The following is a 17655-nucleotide window of genomic DNA, read 5'->3' on the forward strand; positions in this document are numbered from 1 at the left end:
GAAAATGGGATTAATTGACTAAGGCGGCTCTCTCTGCAACAAAAGATTCAACGAGGCTAAATTTTTGCTCTAGTTGTTCTAAAAGAACTGGGACACCATCAATTGTTTTGCTGACACCGCTCTTTTCGATCGCCAGGGCAAGGGCATGGACATCATTGGCCCCCACATTTCCACTCGCACCCTTAATGTGATGGGCTTCCTGTTCGAGTTTAGAAAAATCTCCTTCTGCGATCGCGGCTTTCGTAGCATCAATATGAATGCGCGTGTCATCAATATAAACTTGCAGCAACTCCAATTCAAATTCAAGATCGCCATCGGAAATTTGCTGTAAATATTCTGTATCTATGGGTGAATTACTCTGGCTCATATTGAATTGGGCAGTGGGCTGGTCGAAAATGCGAAAAATTACTGTGGAATAGTAAGTGTAACGAACATCATCAATTGTAACGAATCATAACTGCCCGTGCAGCAATTTTGAAATTATCCTTCATAGGGCTGATACGACAATAGCTTCAAAAGCCAATACTTTACTAGAGAGATTCCTCAACATCTGCTTTGCCATCGTCAACAAAATCTAGGCGAACCAAGCCTAAATCTCAGGGCATTTTGATAAAACCTATAGATAAACTTAGGGATTTAGGACAATAGCAAAAGCTTTGTAAACTAACGCCTAGTATTGTCGCATAGCTTTTATGATAAATAGGCTATCAGGTTTTCTGGAAAGATTCGTTTGGAGCTATGGAATTATTTGCAAGTTTGGAGCGTTACAAGCTTGGATCGCCATTTAGTATGACAGTGAGAATTGGATATTCCACAACTGTTAACTGTTAACTGTCAACTATACAATTGTCAACTAACTGATATATTTGCTGTGAGTATCGATCGCTATTGTCATGAGTACAAAGAAGACTACCCCTCCACCCAAATCTATCCAAGAAAGCGATCTAGGCAAAGTTGAGAACCTAGTAAGGCAACTTGATGCTGTTAAACATATTGCTGATTCGGGCTATTGGTTAACGACTGAAGAATTAAGTATGCTTTTAGGGTTGGATAGTGCAACCACAGCATCCTTTGTTTATAAGAAAGAATCTTATGGTTTTGCATGGCGAAACTTTGATTGCACCCTGATGCGTCGTCAAGACAAGTTGAGCTTTTGGAGCATTCGATCGCAAACTTCCCAAACCCTAGAGTTCCAAAACCTAAATTCCCTAGAAGTGGAAAGCGATCGCATCCCAATCCCTTCTCCTGAGAATCTAGTGATTTTACCGAGCCATCTCCAAAATACCTCAGCAGAAATGGAACCGCCACAAAATCATGTGGTTAAACTATCTCAGGGAAATGGCTTAGTATTGCCTACTCAGGCTTCCTATAACCAAAACCAAGAATCCAATCAACACCAAGAATCACAAGAAGCTGAGTCTGGAATCATTCCCACTGTTTATGCCCAAATCGACAACCTACTAACATGGAACCAATTGCGGCAGCTTTTTAAGTACGTGATCGATCAGGAGCCGAACTTTGTCCCTACAACAAACTCAGCCAACGATCCTTTCTATCGGCGATCGATGTATCTCTTCTCATTTCCTGAGTTTGCTCGAATGATGATCGATCGCGTGCGGTCAATTATGCCTCACATTATTAGTCATTTAGATATTCAGAACTTCACCGTTGGAGATATTGAAGCGCAGTTAACGGCTCATAACGATGGGAACTACTACAAAATCCATAACGATAATGGTAGTCCAGACTGTGCGAATCGCGAGCTAACCTATGTCTATTACTTTCATCGCGAACCTAAAGCCTTTTCTGGGGGGGAGTTGGTGCTTTATGATAGTGTAATTAAAGACGGTTATTTGGTGGGGGCAAAGTCATTTAAAACTATACAGCCGCGCAATAATACGATTGTATTTTTCCCAAGTCGCTGTATGCACGAAGTGCTACCCGTTGTTTGTCCCTCAAAGGCTTTTGCTGATAGCCGTTTTACGATCAACGGTTGGGTGCGGCATCGTTAAAGCTCGAAGTTCGGCAATCGTTTTATGCAATGAATGTAAAACAGGAATTCTTCTTGCAAAAGAAGCTTGTGATGCCCCGATCGTGCTTACAACTTGAGAGATGATGACTAATGTATTCACAGTAATTTTGATTGCTCTTGGTGGCATGATCATGTTTCTCTCGATTTGGGAAACCAAGAGAATTCTCTCGTTATTAAAAGAGAATAAGTATCAAAGGGTTTGGCAAATCTTGCGATCGCTTATGGTTTTCTTTTTGATCGGCTATTTGGGGGTACTTGCTTTATTTCTATTGAACATCACATCGTTTGTGTTGATTCTAACTGGGGTGATTTTCTTTTTTGGTGCTTTGTTTGTTTATGTGGTGGTAAAAACGGGTTTTTTGACCATTCAAGAGCTTTTAAATACGAATATCTTGAGATTAGAACTGCAACAGGCAAAAGAAACTGCGGAAGCGATCGCACGCGTTAAGTCAGAATTTATGGCAAGGATGAGCCACGAAATTCGCACGCCGATTCATGGTGTAATGGGCATGGCAAATCTACTCCAAGACACCCATCTCAACCACGAACAACAAGAGTTTGTGGAAACGCTTCAGCTTAGCAGTAAAAGTCTCCTGACTCTTGTAAACGATGTTTTGGATTTCTCTAAAATCGAAGTCGGCAAGCTATCTTTACATATCCAAAAATTTGATTTGCTAAGCAGTATTACTGAGACGATCGCCTTGTTAGAACCCAAGGCACAAGAGAAGGGTTTGGCGATCGAGTCCGATATTGAGCCAGAAGTGCCTCAGTCAATTGAGACAGATTTAGCGCGATTTCGTCAAATATTGATGAATTTACTCAGTAATGCGATCAAATTTACGCGATCGGGAAACGTATCGCTCTTGGTAAAAGTTCATAGTCCAACTCAGCTTTTGTTCGCTGTCAGAGATACTGGTATTGGGATTCCTACTGAAAAGATGGAATATCTCTTTAAGCCCTTTTCGCAAGTGGATATGTCGGCAACGCGACAATTTGGCGGAACGGGTTTGGGTTTAGTCATTTGTAAACGGCTGATAGAAATGATGGGGGGCGAAATTTGGGTGGAGAGTAAGATGCAAAAGGGAACCACATTCTGGTTTACAATTCCCATGAAATCGCCACACTCGACCGTAAAACCCAAAGACCATTCTAGCTATACTCAAAAAGTTTCGACAAAAGGCTCATCGTCCTATGTTGTAGAATCATTGAACGATCGCGAAATCTCGAATATTCATAGGGTCTCAAAAGACGTGTCAATCGAACAAGATAACTCAGCTCAAAAGGTTAATCCTGAGCCATCACTTCTTGAGAAAGGAGATTTATCTGAATATTCCTCAATTAAAATCCTGATTGCCGAAGATAATCCTGTAAACCAAAAGGTAATTGCACGTTTGTTAAAGAAATTTGGCTATGAAGCAGATATTGCGGCAAATGGCTTAGAAGTTTTGGAGGCAGTGGACAAACAGATCTACGATCTAATTTTTATGGATGTGCAGATGCCTGAGATGGACGGGCTAGAAGCAACCCGCCAACTTGTCCAAAAGTGGTCATCCGAACGCCGCCCTAAAATTGTCGCTCTAACAGCCAATGCCCTTGATGGCGATCGCGAAATATGTCTAGCTTCGGGAATGGATGACTATATCAGCAAACCTTTTCAGCCCGAGCAGTTAGAAGAAGCCATTCATCGATGGGTGAGAAAATAGTTGTCAGTTGTCAGTTGTTAGTTGTCAGTTAAGAGAAGGTTAGAGCAGCTATAATCTACGAACCGATAACTGATAACCCCTCTTACATGATTCCATCGGCAGCCATCTCATCTCTTGTATAGGTCAATGGGGTTTCTAAGAGATACGAAGATAGTTCGATATAAGCAACGGAAGGAAACAGTCTCAACGTACTTCTGCCTAAAGCTTGAGAGTGCTCAGCCAGCATCCAAAAAGACTCTTTTGTGTTAGCTTGAATCAGCAACACTTCTCCATCCTCACTTTGCGTTAAAAAGATATCCGCATCACCAGGCTTTAAATACATTTCTCGATAAATTTGCCCAAGCATTCGCCAACGCTGCCGCCAATTAGTACTTCTCATCGTAGATTGTTCGAGCGCTTCTTCGATCAGACGTGGGAGGTTACGCCAAGTAATATCATCCCGTTGCAAGAGTTGCCGCAGTTCTGTGAGTGCCTGCTCTCGCTCTTCTTCAAATTTAAGAATTGGAATGGGGGAAACCAAGCGGCGCGGAGTTTTACTTAATGTCATCAATGCCTGAATCACAGTTGAGGCTATCTGATTAGACATCTCCTGTCTGGCTCGCTGGGTTTGCCGTTCCACACCTTGCTCAGTGGTGGCATACATGGTAGGCAAGCGATTGAGTGCGTAGGCAGCAACATCATCAATCTCTACATGCCTTGCTAAAACCATACTCATGCGATGGGTTTGGTCTTGGGCTACCTGTATAACTAAATTTTCTAAGACATTCGTAAAGACGCAGTTGGTCATGAGCATGTAGGACTCAAATTCCTTCATATCCATGGGGTCTTCGAGCATAACCGCAGCATCTTGAAAACTTCTACGCGTATCGTTGCTTGATTTTGTCCGCTGTAAATAACCCTTAATTTCTTTGACTCGGGAGCGATCGGAAATGCTCATGTAGCCATATTCTGCTGAGGATTTTGACTCATCAAAAGTTGTCTGCACGATGTTAGGGACGTCTTTCCATTTCATGTCACTCTTACCCAACAACTTTTGTAATTTTGCGAGGGCATGAGCTGGACTATCGAGATCGTCCACAGATAAAGGTGTCGATCGGCGTAAAGGATCGCGCCGAACGTTTAGCATCGCGTGCTGTACGGCACTAACAATTTGGGGTTTTAGCTCAATATTGGCACGCTTGCGTTGTTGCAGCCAGCCGCGACTGGTACTAGCGTACAGGGGAGGTAAGCGATTGAGGGCATAGGCAACCACTTCGCTCAAATCAATTTGTTCTCTGACGACATTGCCTAGGCGTTTGAGTTGTTCTTTTGCTTCAAACACCACAATGTCCTCAATTGCATTTTTGAGGCTTGCCATATCCCTACCATAAAATAGCTTTCACAGGTGTTTGCGAAAACGTGAGTGATAACTTATCGCTTTTATTACTGTTTTAGTCCCAGCCATTTTGCTGAACTTTTTGTTAAACTTGTGATGCTTATATAGCTGTTACGCCTACAACGCAAGTCCACTTTCGTTTCACAATCATTTATTTACCTTTAGGAACTTTTTAAACGAGCTAAGTCGCTCAAGTTCAGGTTGAAGTTTTACTTATGAAACGAGTTTTAAATATCTTAAGACTTATGCAAAAAACCTGCAATGGATTGCTGGCTTTAAGCTTAAACCTTTTAAAACAAGTTGATTAGAAATTACTCTCAGCCAGCTTTAAATGACTTGAGCAATAACTTGAGATTTGAGCCGAGAACCTGCGTTCTTGGTGTCGATAGTGTAAGCCTTAAACATATACTTCCTAATTGTAGTTTAAACTCCCTAATATTTATAGTAGAAAAAATCTACTGCTACATAATCCATGTAACGCATACTCTAGATTTGTTTTTTGAACGATCTTTTAAGTAATTCATCCTCATTAAATAGGAATTCGGACTTATCAAATTTTAGATATGTTAGAACTTAGCCTGAGCTTGCCATTTTTGATATAACGATGGAGTCCTCTACCGCGCACCTCGATATTAATCGACTACAACAAGCCTTAACTGTTGAGGCAGAGAGAGGGTTTGTGAATTTGCAAGGCAGGCAGTATTTATTTGCAGATTTTCTAAGCCTGAGTTTAGGGCAAAATTTGCCACCTGTTTGGGACAGTAGCGATCGCTTACAAGCGCAAACCCTATCAAACCAATATGCAAAATATGCATCGCTTCCCATATCGCAACGACAACATTTAGTAGCAGAAACAAGGCGATTGCTTTACGATGTCCGCCGTCGAGAAATTGCGGCGGCGAGTGCGCCACAGCTTACCAAGAAACCTAAGACCGAAATTTTAGTTAAACAAGCGACTAAGACAACTTCGGCAAGATCGAATTCAACGCAAACTGGCACAACTGCGCTCAAACCGCTCAGCCTCGATCTAAATCTGCAATATCTCGAAGGCATTAGCCCTAAAGTCGCGGAAAAACTGACCAGGCTAGATCTCCATACCGTCGAAGATGTGCTGAATTATTATCCGCGCGATCATATCGACTATGCTCGCCAGATCGAGATTCGCAACCTCAATGATGGGGAAACGGTCACGGTAATTGGCACAATTCATCGCTATAGCTGTTTTACCAGTCCTAAAAATCCTAATTTGACGATTGTAGAAATTATTTTGCGCGATCGCACGGGGCAAATTAAACTCAATCGGTTTTGGGCTGGCAAGCGCTATAGCAATCGCGGCTGGCAAGAGCAGCAAAAACGCCTCTATCCTCAAGGCGCAACCGTCGCTGCCTCAGGCGTGGTAAAGCGAGGTAAGTATGGACTGACCCTTGAGGACTTTGACATCGAAGTGCTCGATCACAGCCAAGATCGGATTGAGTCCAATACAATCGGTCGGGTTGTGCCTGTCTATCCCCTCACTGAAGGCATTAGCCCTGAATTGATTCGGCGGGTGGTGATTCAGTGCTTGCCGATCGCCCATAAAATCGCCGATCCGATTCCTGAGAAACTGCGCAAAGACTATCAACTGATCGGTTTAGCGGAAGCGATCGCCCAAGTCCATTACCCCGATGACAGCGAGAAGCTAGAGGCAGCGATCGTGCGTCTGACCTTTGACAAATATTTCTATCGGCGGCTGGTGTCGCTCTATCGACGCAATCAGCAAAAGGCAATTCAGTTTGTGCCGCGTAGCCATTTAATTGAGAAATTAGAAGCAATTTTGCCATTTCAGCTAACAGGGGCGCAAAATCGCTCGATCTCCGAGATTCGAGCAGATTTACAGGGAACTACACCCATGAACCGCCTCGTTCAAGGCGATGTCGGTTCGGGAAAGACCATTGTGGCAGTTTATGCCTTACTCGCTGCGATCGAATCGGGCTATCAAGCGGCACTGATGGCTCCGACGGAAGTTTTGGCAGAGCAACATTACCGCAAAATTGTGGAATGGTTCAATTTGCTCTATATTCCCGTCGAGTTGTTGACAGGTTCGACCAGAACCGCAAAACGACGAGAGACACTCAGCCAGTTAGAAACGGGGGAATTACCCTTAATTATCGGGACTCATGCCCTAATTCAAGACACCGTTAACTTTTGTCGATTGGGATTGGCAGTAATTGACGAACAGCATCGGTTTGGCAGAGATCAGCGATCGCGGCTCCTGCAAAAAGGTGAAGACCCCCATGTTCTGATCATGACTGCGACGCCGATTCCACGCACGCTCTATTTAACCAACTCGGAAATAGAAGTGAGCATCATTGATGAATTACCACCTGGACGGAAGCCCATTCAAACAACCCTGCTCAAGCCCTCACAACGTAAGGATGCCTATGAGTTGATGCGGCGCGAAATCGCCCAGGGAAGACAGGTCTACATTGTGTTTCCCTTGGTAGAAGAATCAGACAAAATGGAAGATGTTAAAGCTGCCATTCAAGAGCGCGAACATCTGCAATCTGTGGTTTTTCCGAATTTTAAAATCGGCTTGCTGCATGGACAAATGACCTCCAGCGAAAAGGATGAAGCAATTAATCAGTTTCGCCGTTCTGAAACCGAGATTCTTGTCGCTACTACGGTTGTAGAGGTGGGTGTCGATATTCCCAATGCTTCAGTCATGTTGATCGAACATGCCGATCGCTTTGGTTTAGCACAACTACACCAACTGCGCGGCAGGGTTGGACGGGGTGCGGCACAGTCCTATTGTTTGCTGATGAGTAACGCCAAATCAGAGGTTGCCCAAGAACGGCTGAAGGTATTGGAACAATCGCAGGATGGCTTTTTTATTGCTGAACGTGATTTTCAACTGCGCGGCAAGGGCAAAGACGAAGGCACGGAGCAGTCGGGACATGCAGGATTCTCGATCGAAGATCGGCTCAGCGACGAAGCCAAGCGCCTAGAGCTTTATCAGATTGCTAGAGAAGCAGCCGAGCGGTTGATCAAAAAAGACAGTACCCTAGAATCTTTCCCGCAACTCAAGGCTGAGTTCGACCATCATTACCAACGCCTTCAAGGCGGCGCAATTTTTACTTAACCTGAGTTCGGGTTAAGGATTTCGGAACAAATCAAGCCGACTTGCTGGAACCGAGAGGTTTGATCCCCCTGCCCTATTATCGGGCATCCCCCTTGAAAAAGGGGGACAAGTGAGTTCTCCCCCCTTTTTTCCTAGCCGCGCAGCGACTTCCCGAAGGGTAGGGGGGCTGGGGGGGATCCTTGGGATGTATAGCGTTTCAGGTTTTCTTATCTCGAACTGACGTTAACAGAACTCTGCATCATTGACCGATCTTTACAATGCTTGAGGATTCATTGACATTAGGTAGCAATACGCGATACATCATGTTGCAGCCGTTACTTTTTTTTATGATACAAACTTTCAGTAATTTTCAGGTAGATCGCTATCAGGAGGAATGGACATGGATGCCAGTTTAATCGTATCCAACATTTTGAACCCAGCGATTCTGTTCTTCTTTCTAGGAATGGGTGCTGTATTTGCTAAGTCCGATCTAGAAATTCCCGTACCTATTCCAAAACTTCTCTCGCTTTATCTCCTGTTTGCGATCGGGTTTAAAGGAGGCGTAGAACTGATCAAAAGTGGCATCACCCAAGAAGTCATCCTGACAATGTTAGCAGCAATGCTCATGTCTATGTTTGTGCCGATTTACACCTTTTTTATTCTGAGGCTCAAACTGGATGCCTATGATGCCGCTGCGATCGCGGCGACCTATGGTTCGATTAGTGCTGTCACCTTTATTACAGCCAGTGCCTTTCTGTCTGAGCTTGGCATTGCCTTTGATGGCTATATGGTAGCGGCTCTAGCTCTGATGGAATCGCCTGCAATTATTATCGGTTTAATTCTTGTCAGCGTATTTACGACAGGGAAAGGCGAGAAAAAAGAGTTTGCTTGGTCTGAAGTACTGAGAGAGGCTTTTCTTAACAGTTCGGTTTTTCTCTTGGTCGGCAGCCTTTTGATCGGCGTTTTGACTGGCGAGCATGGCTGGAAAGTTTTGGAACCATTTACCCAAGGCATGTTTTACGGCGTTCTTACCTTCTTTTTACTAGATATGGGTTTGGTCGCCGCAAAAAGAATTAAGGACTTACAAAAAACTGGCGTTTTTCTGATCTCGTTTGCGATTTTGATTCCAATTCTGAATGCAGCGATTGGATTATTGATTGCTAAGTTAATTGGGATGCCGCAGGGAAATGCTCTATTGTTTGCGGTTTTATGTGCTAGTGCTTCTTACATTGCTGTCCCAGCAGCAATGCGGATGACTGTCCCCGAGGCAAATCCAAGTCTATATATTTCAACTGCTTTAGCAGTAACGTTCCCTTTCAATATTATTGTGGGAATTCCACTCTATTTATACGGAATTGAATTGTTCTGGAGATAATTATATGCATCTTGTTAAAAAAATAGAAATCATTGCCAATTCTTTTGAAACCAATAAAATCTTAGATGGACTAGATCAATCGGGCGTTCACGGTCATGCTGTAATTCACAATGTGACTGGTAAGGGATTACGAGGAGAAGCAACGGAAGATTTAGACACGCTGATGGGCGAGAACGTTTATATCATTGCCTTTTGTATGCCCGAACATCTTAAGCCCGTGGTAGAGCATATTAGACCCATTCTCAATAAATTTGGTGGAACCTGTTACATCTCTGATGTTATGGAGATTCGTTCTCTAAAATGCGTGGCATCACTATAGGTAAATCCCCCAAAAATGTTTAGCGATTTTCTGTTGCCTAAGCATTGACTAAGCGCAGTCCAAACCTTACTGAAAAGTAATTTAGAACGACTCTTTTATTGACCCTGACATGAAAATCGCTATCATTTATCCCTCTTCAAAGTTGGAAATGCTGAGCCTATTGAGACATTAAAGCTAGGTAATACAGGTATTTTTTTGATTGACAAACACCTAAACCTATGAAGAAAATCCTTATAGCCTTAATTACAGCCTCAGTGTGGTTAGATGTTCAAACCTTGCCAATCTGGGCACAGGTTCGCCGTTTGCCAACTGATGCAGAAATCCAAAGACTAACCATAGATCTCAGTAAAGCATCTGCACCGTTTAAAGATCGCAGAACTTCCGATCAAAAGTTACAGCTAAGTACTTTTACTCAAGCTTGGTCGCAAATTGACCCAGCCGTGGCAAATTTCCTAGGCCGTTGGGAGGGGTGGGAAGAATACATCGCTATCTATTCTTCAAACGTGAAAAATCGAGTGTGTATTGTGTTCGGTGGTAGTGGTGCGGATGGTTCGGGGGATGGTGGTAGTTATTTAGATTTTAGGCAGGGAAAAATATCTAACGATCGAATTATTACGGATGACAACTTAGTCATTATCCGTCAGGGAAATACTTTGGGAACTGCCCAAATCGTTCAAACCTTTGAAACTCGCCAACCTGTGGTGAGTCCTTATTTCTTTCCCAGAGGTTTGACGCACCCAACACACCTCGGCACAGGTCAACCTGCTACAGAGTTGTTTCAACTATTCGAGAAATTCGATCGCTTAGGCTGCACTGCAAGTCTTCCCGAAGCCAGTTCAGAACAATGCACTCGGTGGGAACAGTTCAAATTACCTGTGGGTCGTGGCTACCCTACTCCTGCTTTTCATAGCTTACCTAATGGATTTAAGCGGGGATGCGTCCTGTCTCAGGAAAGCTTATTCACGAATAATCCCTTACAAGTTGCCTACGTTTTGAAAGATGGAGCAAAACCTGATGCCACGATCTCCGATGGAAAGATCGTCAAAGTTAGGGGCGTGCCAAATTTCAAAAGAGAAAGTGCTAACTATCTAGATCGGCTTACAGAACAAGGTCAAGCGCTTAAGATTACTTGGCTGACACCCACTACCCTGGGTGCAGACTCTCAGGTGCGATCGCTCCCCCTAGATCGTTCAGTCACAATGGAAGATGGTCGTGTCTGCTTTCGCACGGTTTGCATGCGATCTGGAGCTGTATCCGATCGCGACTTAATGCAAATTCTAGATTCAGGACGTGGGCTTTGGCAGCGCCAGCCTTAAATGAGATACGATCGCTCTAAGCCCCAAACGATAGCTCTCCATCCCAAAGCCACTTATCTGTCCGATCGCTAGAGGTGCAATAAAGGAATGATGCCGAAATTCCTCACGTTTGTGAATGTTGCTGAGATGGACTTCCACGGTAGGAATGTTGACTGAGGCGATCGCATCTCTGAGCGATACACTTGTGTGGGTAAGCCCACCCGGATTAATCACAATGCCATGCTGTTGCTGCCATGCTGCATGAATCGTATCGATTAAAACGCCTTCGTGATTGGACTGCACAATCGTTAAGGTAGCGCCAAGCTCTTGAGCATCTTGGGTGAGAATCTGATTGATTTCTGCCAAGCTGAGACTGCCATAGACTTCTGGCTCCCGCTTCCCTAGCATGTTTAGATTGGGACCGTGCAGAATGAGGATTTTCATGGGTAATGGAAATATTTTTATAGATTGAGATGGAATAGAAACGTTCGCATTCGCATTAGGAAAAGCGATCGCGAAATTTTGTAGCATAGGCAGGACTGGGTAACTGTTGCGCCAACAGCTCCACCAACTGCGTTTGCGAAGAGGGTTCTAAAGCTAGGGTTCTCTGTAAAATCAGGCGTGCCATGGGCCCAATGATATCGATCAGTTCTTGTTCGCAGCGATCGATAAAATCTTGACCAATTTGGTCATTCGTAACATTCGTCAAGGGAGAGAGTGATATAGGTTTAGTGCTGATTCCCTGCTTTAACTCAGCATCAATGGTTTCTATCTCAGTATTAACTGCAGCTTGAAACTCAGCCTGCCTTGTGGCTGGTACATATTGACTCAATCGCTCGATCAGATCTGGGATACTGAAAACCTGAAGGGTTGCTTGATTGAGGTAGATGGAGGCAACAGGCCCAATGTACTCCAGTAAGATGGGCTCTAGCCTAGCTTGGACATAAGAAAAATAGCTCGTAAACTTTGGCGATCGCTCCTGCGGTGAATCGTCCGTGCGATCGAGTTCTAAGCTTGGTAGAGGATAGTCATCCAAGTTAGCAGGTATATCGTCTACCATTTCAACAGGGATATTATCTACGATTTCGGCAGATGTTACCTTTGCCGCCGCTTCCACTTCCGTTTCTGCTTCGTTGAATGTGTCTACAGGATGGATACTTTTATAATCAAAATCGCCAAATATCCAGTTCCCAGATGAATTGGGGTCATTGCTGCAAAAAAACTCTCGGATAGCCCGCAAAAATTCTGTTCTAGAAATACTGCCTAGACCTATGGGATCGATTTTCTGGAAACCTACCTCGATCTCATCATCCTGAAGCCCATGGGCTTTGCAAAAATAAAAATACTCTTCCTGTGAAATTTCCCCAGTTCCAGAGACATTTAGAATATCGCACATCGTACGGATGAACTGCTTAAATAGCGGCGCATCATAGCCTTGTTTTGCGGCAAATTGGCGATCGAAGTTCTCGATGAATTCTTCCTCAGAGAGGAGGTCGTCGCCATTGCGATCGGCAAGATGTAAATAGCCATGCCATTGAGACGTAAACTGATCTTGAATATCATCAAATTCAGGAGAGTCTAGAGACCATTTGTAGAGCTGCGAAAAGTTTTGGCTAATGAGTTCAAAGTCTTTTTCTCCCACAAAACCATCTTGATTGATATCTAGCATCTGAAAAAACAGCTTCAGCTTTCTCTTCTGCAATTCTGTCAACATGGTTGCGCTTTGGTATCACACTTTAAATAGGTATAACAATCTACCGAACAAGATACTATCAGCTATTTGTCTGACTCATCATAACGATTTTACCCATGTTCCGTCGCCCTCTAACGGTGTTAATGCTAATTCCTACAGGGATCAAAGCTGCGATTGGTGGCTATGCAGGAGATGCTTTGCCTGTGGCAAGAGCGATCGCTGCGGTTGCTGATACCCTGATTACTCATCCTAATGTACTGAATGGCGCAAGTTTGTATTGGTCGATGCCCAATGTGCTCTATGTGGAGGGCTATGCGATCGATCGCGTCGCTCAAGGAAACTGGGGTCTGCGTCCGACCCACGGCAATCGCATTGGGGTGATTTTAGATCGTGCAATTCCACCTGATTTAGAGCTACGCCATCGGCAGGCGATCGCGGCAGCTCAGGCAACCTTAGGCTTAAATATCGTGGAGACCATAACAACCGATCTGCCACTGGGTGTAGCGTTGCAAATTGGTCATTCTGGGGCAACATGGGGCACGATCGCACAGCCTGATAGTTTATTGAGATCTGCCGCCAAATTAATTCACACAGCCAACGTTAATGCGATCGCGGTGGTAGCAAAATTTCCCGATGATTCCGATTTAGAAATGTTACAGGCCTATCGTCAAGGGCAAGGGGTTGATGCTTTGGCTGGGGCAGAGGCAGTGATCAGCCATTTGATCGTGCGAGAATTTGGCATTCCTTGCGCTCATGCGCCTGCATTGCAGCCTTTACCGCTCGATCCTACGATTTCGCCTCGTGCTGCTGCCGAAGAGTTGGGGTATACATTTTTACCCTGTGTGTTGGTGGGTTTGAGTCGAGCGCCACAGTTGGTCACAAATCTTGCCGATCGCCAATCGGGCGACCTATGGGCTGCGGATATTGACGTGGTGATTTCGCCGAGCAGTGCCTGCGGCGGAGCCGCGACGATCGCGTTAAACCAGCAAAAAACGACGCAATCGATTTTTGTAGAATCCAATACCACTGCCCTTAATGTCACCCCAGAGTTGTTAGGAATGGATGGAATTAGGGTGCAAAATTACCTAGAAGCGATCGGCGTGCTGGCTGCGATCCGTGCCGGTGTAACTTACACCAGCCTAATTGTTTGAACCTGCGGGGCTTAATTGTTTGCGAATGCGGTAAGGGCTTCTGGCTCTTGCAGGCAAGATGCCTAGGCTACAAATGAATTAGAACTCGTTTAGGCTATATCAAATTGACTTAGTTAAGATTTTGCCAAATCCTCGCGATCGCTTCTTAAGAGTTTGTAGGATATCTTCTTTAGGGCTTCTCTTTAGCTGTATAGACATAATAGGTAGAGGTATAACATTTTTATGAAAAGGGGAATTATTCAGATTAAAAGCTCCTTTCGTCAGTACCTTTTGTCAGTTTAGATAGAAAAGCAAATTGGAATTATGAAACAAGCGATCGCACTTATTGTTTTAGTCTTTATGACCTTGTTATTACTTCCTACAGCCGTTTATGCAGCCAATCCAAACCATGTTGTCAAGCTACGTGAAACTCAAGAATGTGCAAATTGCGACCTCAGCAATGCCTATTTTATTGCTGCGAACCTAGAGGGCAACTATGTTCTCGGCTCTAATTTAAGTAAGGCAAATTTAAAAGCAGCAAATCTCAGATTCGCTAGTCTAAGTCGCACCAACTTAACAGGAGCCGATTTAAGCTTGGCAAATCTTAACCGCGCTAAATTAATGCTTGCGAACCTCACAAATGCTAAGCTCGATGGTGCCGACCTGAGAGAAGCCGATCTTTTAAGCGCAAATCTAACGGGAGTAAACCTAGACAAGGTGAAACTCTGCCAAACCACGATGCCCGATGGTACGATTTCTAACCGAGATTGCTAATGCGATCGCAGACGCCTAAACAGAAGTTTTTGCGGCAGGAGCTTTAATCTTGTTATTTAGAGACACCGAGATTTTTGTGCTTAATCTATACGCGTAAGCATATTTTGATGTTACGATTAAAGACTGTGCAATTATTTACGCTCGGATCAGGTGAATGCACCAAAGTCGGAGATTAACTATCCGATTACCTGTACGGCATCTAAACATCAATTCAAATTATGAGCTACGCAATTATTCAAACAGGTGGTAAGCAATATCGGGTCGAGACAGGCAGATTCTACGATGTAGAGTTTCTCCATGCCGAACCAGATACAAAACTAACCATTACAGATGTCTACCTTGTTAATCTTGATGGCAATATCAGTATTGGACAACCTTTGGTAGAAGGGGCAGCGGTAGAAGTAACTGTTAGGCAACACTTGAAGGCAAAGAAAGTAATTGTTTACAAGATGAAGCCTAAAAAGAAGACCCGCTCAAAAAATGGGCACCGCCAAACATTAACACGCATTATGGTAGATGCCATTAGCCTAAATGGTGTGGTACTCAATGCAAACAATATTAAAGTAGACGAGCCTGTGGCAGTCTAGAGTTTCGAGAATTCAGACAATTCGCTTTAGATGGGTCTGATTAAGTTCAACCTGCGTAATTCATTTAGTAAAGTTAGAGGTTATTAGGTCATGGCACATAAGAAAGGTACGGGTAGTACGCGTAACGGGCGCGACTCTAATGCTAAGCGTTTAGGTGTTAAGCGTTATGGTGGTGAAAAAGTTACCGCAGGCAGCATCTTAGTCCGTCAACGTGGAACCAAGTTTCACCCCGGCAATAATGTAGGTATTGGCAGTGACGATACTCTATATTCCACCGTTGCTGGCATCGTCACATTTGAAAGACTTGGTAAAACTCGCCAAAAAATCAGCGTTTATCCAGTTGCAACTGAAGTAGCTACAGAGACAGCCGCAGTGTAGGCGATCGCTAAATTGCAACTATCTGATTCCAACTAAACATAATTTAAAGGGAGCAAAGGCAGTGCCTAGCTCCCTTTTTGGTTGGTAGAATTCCTGCCGAATAACCATGTCTATTGAGCGTTATCTCCAGCATCATCGGTTGACTGTGGAGGGGTGCGATCGGCATCTGACAGTTGAGTCTTGAGAATTGCCGGCTCGATGTCCAAATCTTTTTCATGATTCGCATCGATCGCAGAATGTACGGAGTGCGGCGGATTTTTTGCATCCTGCTCTAAGCGTTGAAAAGTCGTTAAGGCACTATTTTGGGGATGAGGGCGCGATAAACGCAACAACTCAACTTGCTTGGATCTGTTCGATCAAGTCATAAAAGGGTTGCCAGTTATCTTCTAAGGTAATAGGCTCCCATATCGCTTGGATTTCAGGTCTGAGTAAGATTTTTAAGGGATTGGATTGGATCAGTCGTTGCGCGATCGCTTCCATTTCTTCTATAGGCAAGCGAATCAGAAATTGATGGTAGAGCGATCGCCAGTTATCCAAAATTTTTATTTGTGGTTCAGCTAAAGTGTTTCCGTCTTTGGGTTTTAGGCTATCCTGACTCCAGATGTTTTTTACATCTTCTCGCCAATTGGCATGAAATTCCTGACGCAGTTTGATAAAGAAGTCGTTATAGCCCATTTGCGTCTCAGCCAAAAACTGAAGGGTTAAGGTGATGATTTCTTCAGCTTCTGGGACAGAAAGGGTTTCCAGCCCCAATCTGTGCAACATAATCTCACAATAAGCACTGCGATAATGTTCTTTAAACTGTTCCAACCCTGCGGTTAAATCTGCTCCTGACATCGCCAATTTTAAGGGCGTTTGCAGCATTTCTAAATTCCAATAACAGATGGCAGGCTGATTGCTGTAGCAATAACGGCGAGAATAGTCAAAATAGGCAGCCGTAAAGGCAGGATCGTAGGTGGGAATGAAGGCATAGGGACCATAATCAAAGCTTTCCCCTGTGATTGACATATTGTCTGTATTTAATACGGCATGACAAAATCCTGCTGCCATCCACTGCGCCACGAGCCTAGCTACGCGCTGCACCAACTCCGCATAAAAGAGTGCGTCTTGCGATTCTTTACCCCATAGGTGGGGATAATAGACCGCGATCGTGTGGTCTAAAAGTTTCCGTACCAAATCAGCCCGTCCGTGCCAGTGGAGACGTTCAAATGTCCCAAATCGAATATGCGATCGGCTAAACCGTACCATCACAGAGGAACGTGTGGGTGAAGGTTCGTCACCTCGCCATAGATCTTCCCCTGTCTCAATCATGCTCAGGCAACGAGAAGTTCTCACACCCATGCGATATAAAGCTTCAGAGGCTAGGACTTCCCTCACTCCTCCCTTGAGCGTTAGCCGTCCGTCCGCAGTGCGGGAATAGGGGGTTCTCCCCGAACCTTTCGTACCAAAGTCATAGAGTTCTCCATCGATTCCACGTACTTGTCCGTACAAAAAACCGCGTCCATCTCCTAATTGTGGGTTATATTCGCCAAATTGATAGCCGTGATAGCGAAGTGCGAGAAAAGGACGTACCGCTTGAAAATGACCAAAGGCCTCAATAAAATCATCATCGCTAACCTGTGCAGGATCGAGTCCGATTTGTGTAAGTACGCGATCGTTGCGCCAACGTAAAAGATGAAGAGGGAATTGGGCAGCAGCAACCACATCCGCATAATCTTCTCCCAAAGATTCCATCGCTGGTTCGTAGTTAAGCCGCAAAAAAGGATTGGTGGAAGTAGATTTTGACTGCATTTCTAAGGTTGGATTCATGGGGATTCTTCAAGGCAAAAAAGACTTGGATTGGGCTCTAGTATAGCAATCCTAAATGGCTTGTGAGGTTCGGGCTTCATTGCTTCAA

Annotated in this window: 16 protein-coding genes; 10 read left to right on the top strand and 6 right to left on the bottom strand. The window is 44.3% G+C overall.

What is annotated here, in order from left to right:
* Positions 1 to 10: 10 nt before the first annotated feature.
* On the bottom strand, positions 11 to 367 hold the full coding sequence (locus V2H45_RS03260; protein ID WP_330482182.1) for an Hpt domain-containing protein: 357 nt from the start codon (positions 365 to 367) through the stop codon (positions 11 to 13).
* Positions 368 to 893: 526 nt separating this feature from the next.
* Here V2H45_RS03260 and V2H45_RS03265 point away from each other — a divergent pair.
* On the top strand, positions 894 to 2012 hold the full coding sequence (locus V2H45_RS03265) for a 2OG-Fe(II) oxygenase (RefSeq protein WP_330482183.1): 1119 nt from the start codon (positions 894 to 896) through the stop codon (positions 2010 to 2012).
* A 103-nt stretch (positions 2013 to 2115) separates the two neighbouring features.
* Positions 2116 to 3735 carry an ATP-binding protein gene (locus tag V2H45_RS03270; protein WP_330482184.1) on the top strand — a complete coding sequence of 540 codons (1620 nt, stop codon included), beginning with the start codon at positions 2116 to 2118 and terminating at the stop codon, positions 3733 to 3735.
* A gap of 82 nt (positions 3736 to 3817) precedes the next feature.
* On the opposite strand, the gene V2H45_RS03275 is transcribed toward V2H45_RS03270, so the two are convergent.
* Positions 3818 to 5092 carry a late competence development ComFB family protein gene (locus V2H45_RS03275; protein ID WP_330482185.1) on the bottom strand — a complete coding sequence of 425 codons (1275 nt, stop codon included), beginning with the start codon at positions 5090 to 5092 and terminating at the stop codon, positions 3818 to 3820.
* Positions 5093 to 5714: 622 nt separating this feature from the next.
* Here V2H45_RS03275 and recG point away from each other — a divergent pair.
* From recG to V2H45_RS03295, 4 genes are all read left to right on the top strand, one after another.
* Complete coding sequence (recG, locus tag V2H45_RS03280) at positions 5715 to 8228, top strand: ATP-dependent DNA helicase RecG (RefSeq protein WP_330482186.1); 2514 nt, start codon at positions 5715 to 5717, stop codon at positions 8226 to 8228.
* 379 nt (positions 8229 to 8607) lie between these two features.
* On the top strand, positions 8608 to 9582 hold the full coding sequence (locus tag V2H45_RS03285) for a sodium-dependent bicarbonate transport family permease (RefSeq protein WP_330482187.1): 975 nt from the start codon (positions 8608 to 8610) through the stop codon (positions 9580 to 9582).
* 4 nt (positions 9583 to 9586) lie between these two features.
* Positions 9587 to 9901 carry a P-II family nitrogen regulator gene (locus V2H45_RS03290; RefSeq protein WP_330482188.1) on the top strand — a complete coding sequence of 105 codons (315 nt, stop codon included), beginning with the start codon at positions 9587 to 9589 and terminating at the stop codon, positions 9899 to 9901.
* Positions 9902 to 10119: 218 nt separating this feature from the next.
* A complete protein-coding gene (locus V2H45_RS03295) occupies positions 10120 to 11217 on the top strand; it encodes a hypothetical protein (protein ID WP_330482189.1) in 1098 nt (365 codons plus the stop codon).
* Here V2H45_RS03295 and aroQ read toward each other — a convergent pair.
* Positions 11185 to 11640: a type II 3-dehydroquinate dehydratase gene (gene aroQ / locus V2H45_RS03300; RefSeq protein ID WP_408648709.1), complete on the bottom strand. Its 456-nt coding sequence runs from the start codon at positions 11638 to 11640 to the stop codon at positions 11185 to 11187. The genes V2H45_RS03295 and aroQ overlap by 33 nt on opposite strands.
* Before the next feature lie 55 nt (positions 11641 to 11695).
* Positions 11696 to 12910: an EF-hand domain-containing protein gene (locus tag V2H45_RS03305; protein ID WP_330482191.1), complete on the bottom strand. Its 1215-nt coding sequence runs from the start codon at positions 12908 to 12910 to the stop codon at positions 11696 to 11698.
* A gap of 95 nt (positions 12911 to 13005) precedes the next feature.
* Between V2H45_RS03305 and V2H45_RS03310 the strand changes: the two genes are divergently transcribed.
* From V2H45_RS03310 to rpmA, 4 genes are all read left to right on the top strand, one after another.
* A complete protein-coding gene (locus V2H45_RS03310) occupies positions 13006 to 14040 on the top strand; it encodes a DUF3326 domain-containing protein (RefSeq protein WP_330482192.1) in 1035 nt (344 codons plus the stop codon).
* 303 nt (positions 14041 to 14343) lie between these two features.
* Positions 14344 to 14793, top strand: a complete 450-nt coding sequence (locus V2H45_RS03315) for a pentapeptide repeat-containing protein (RefSeq protein ID WP_330482193.1) — start codon at positions 14344 to 14346, stop codon at positions 14791 to 14793.
* A gap of 218 nt (positions 14794 to 15011) precedes the next feature.
* Positions 15012 to 15380: a 50S ribosomal protein L21 gene (rplU, locus tag V2H45_RS03320; RefSeq protein WP_330482194.1), complete on the top strand. Its 369-nt coding sequence runs from the start codon at positions 15012 to 15014 to the stop codon at positions 15378 to 15380.
* Positions 15381 to 15470: 90 nt separating this feature from the next.
* Positions 15471 to 15758: a 50S ribosomal protein L27 gene (gene rpmA / locus V2H45_RS03325; RefSeq protein WP_330482195.1), complete on the top strand. Its 288-nt coding sequence runs from the start codon at positions 15471 to 15473 to the stop codon at positions 15756 to 15758.
* A gap of 110 nt (positions 15759 to 15868) precedes the next feature.
* Here the strand turns inward: rpmA and V2H45_RS03330 are convergent, their stop codons facing one another.
* Complete coding sequence (locus V2H45_RS03330; protein ID WP_330482196.1) at positions 15869 to 16090, bottom strand: hypothetical protein; 222 nt, start codon at positions 16088 to 16090, stop codon at positions 15869 to 15871.
* A 1-nt stretch (position 16091) separates the two neighbouring features.
* Entirely contained in the window at positions 16092 to 17567 is a 1476-nt protein-coding gene (locus V2H45_RS03335; protein ID WP_330482197.1) for a protein adenylyltransferase SelO, read from the bottom strand.
* Positions 17568 to 17655 lie beyond the last annotated feature (88 nt).

Source organism: Tumidithrix elongata BACA0141, assembly GCF_036349135.1.
In the GTDB taxonomy this organism is placed as follows: Bacteria; Cyanobacteriota; Cyanobacteriia; order Pseudanabaenales; family Pseudanabaenaceae; genus Tumidithrix; species Tumidithrix elongata.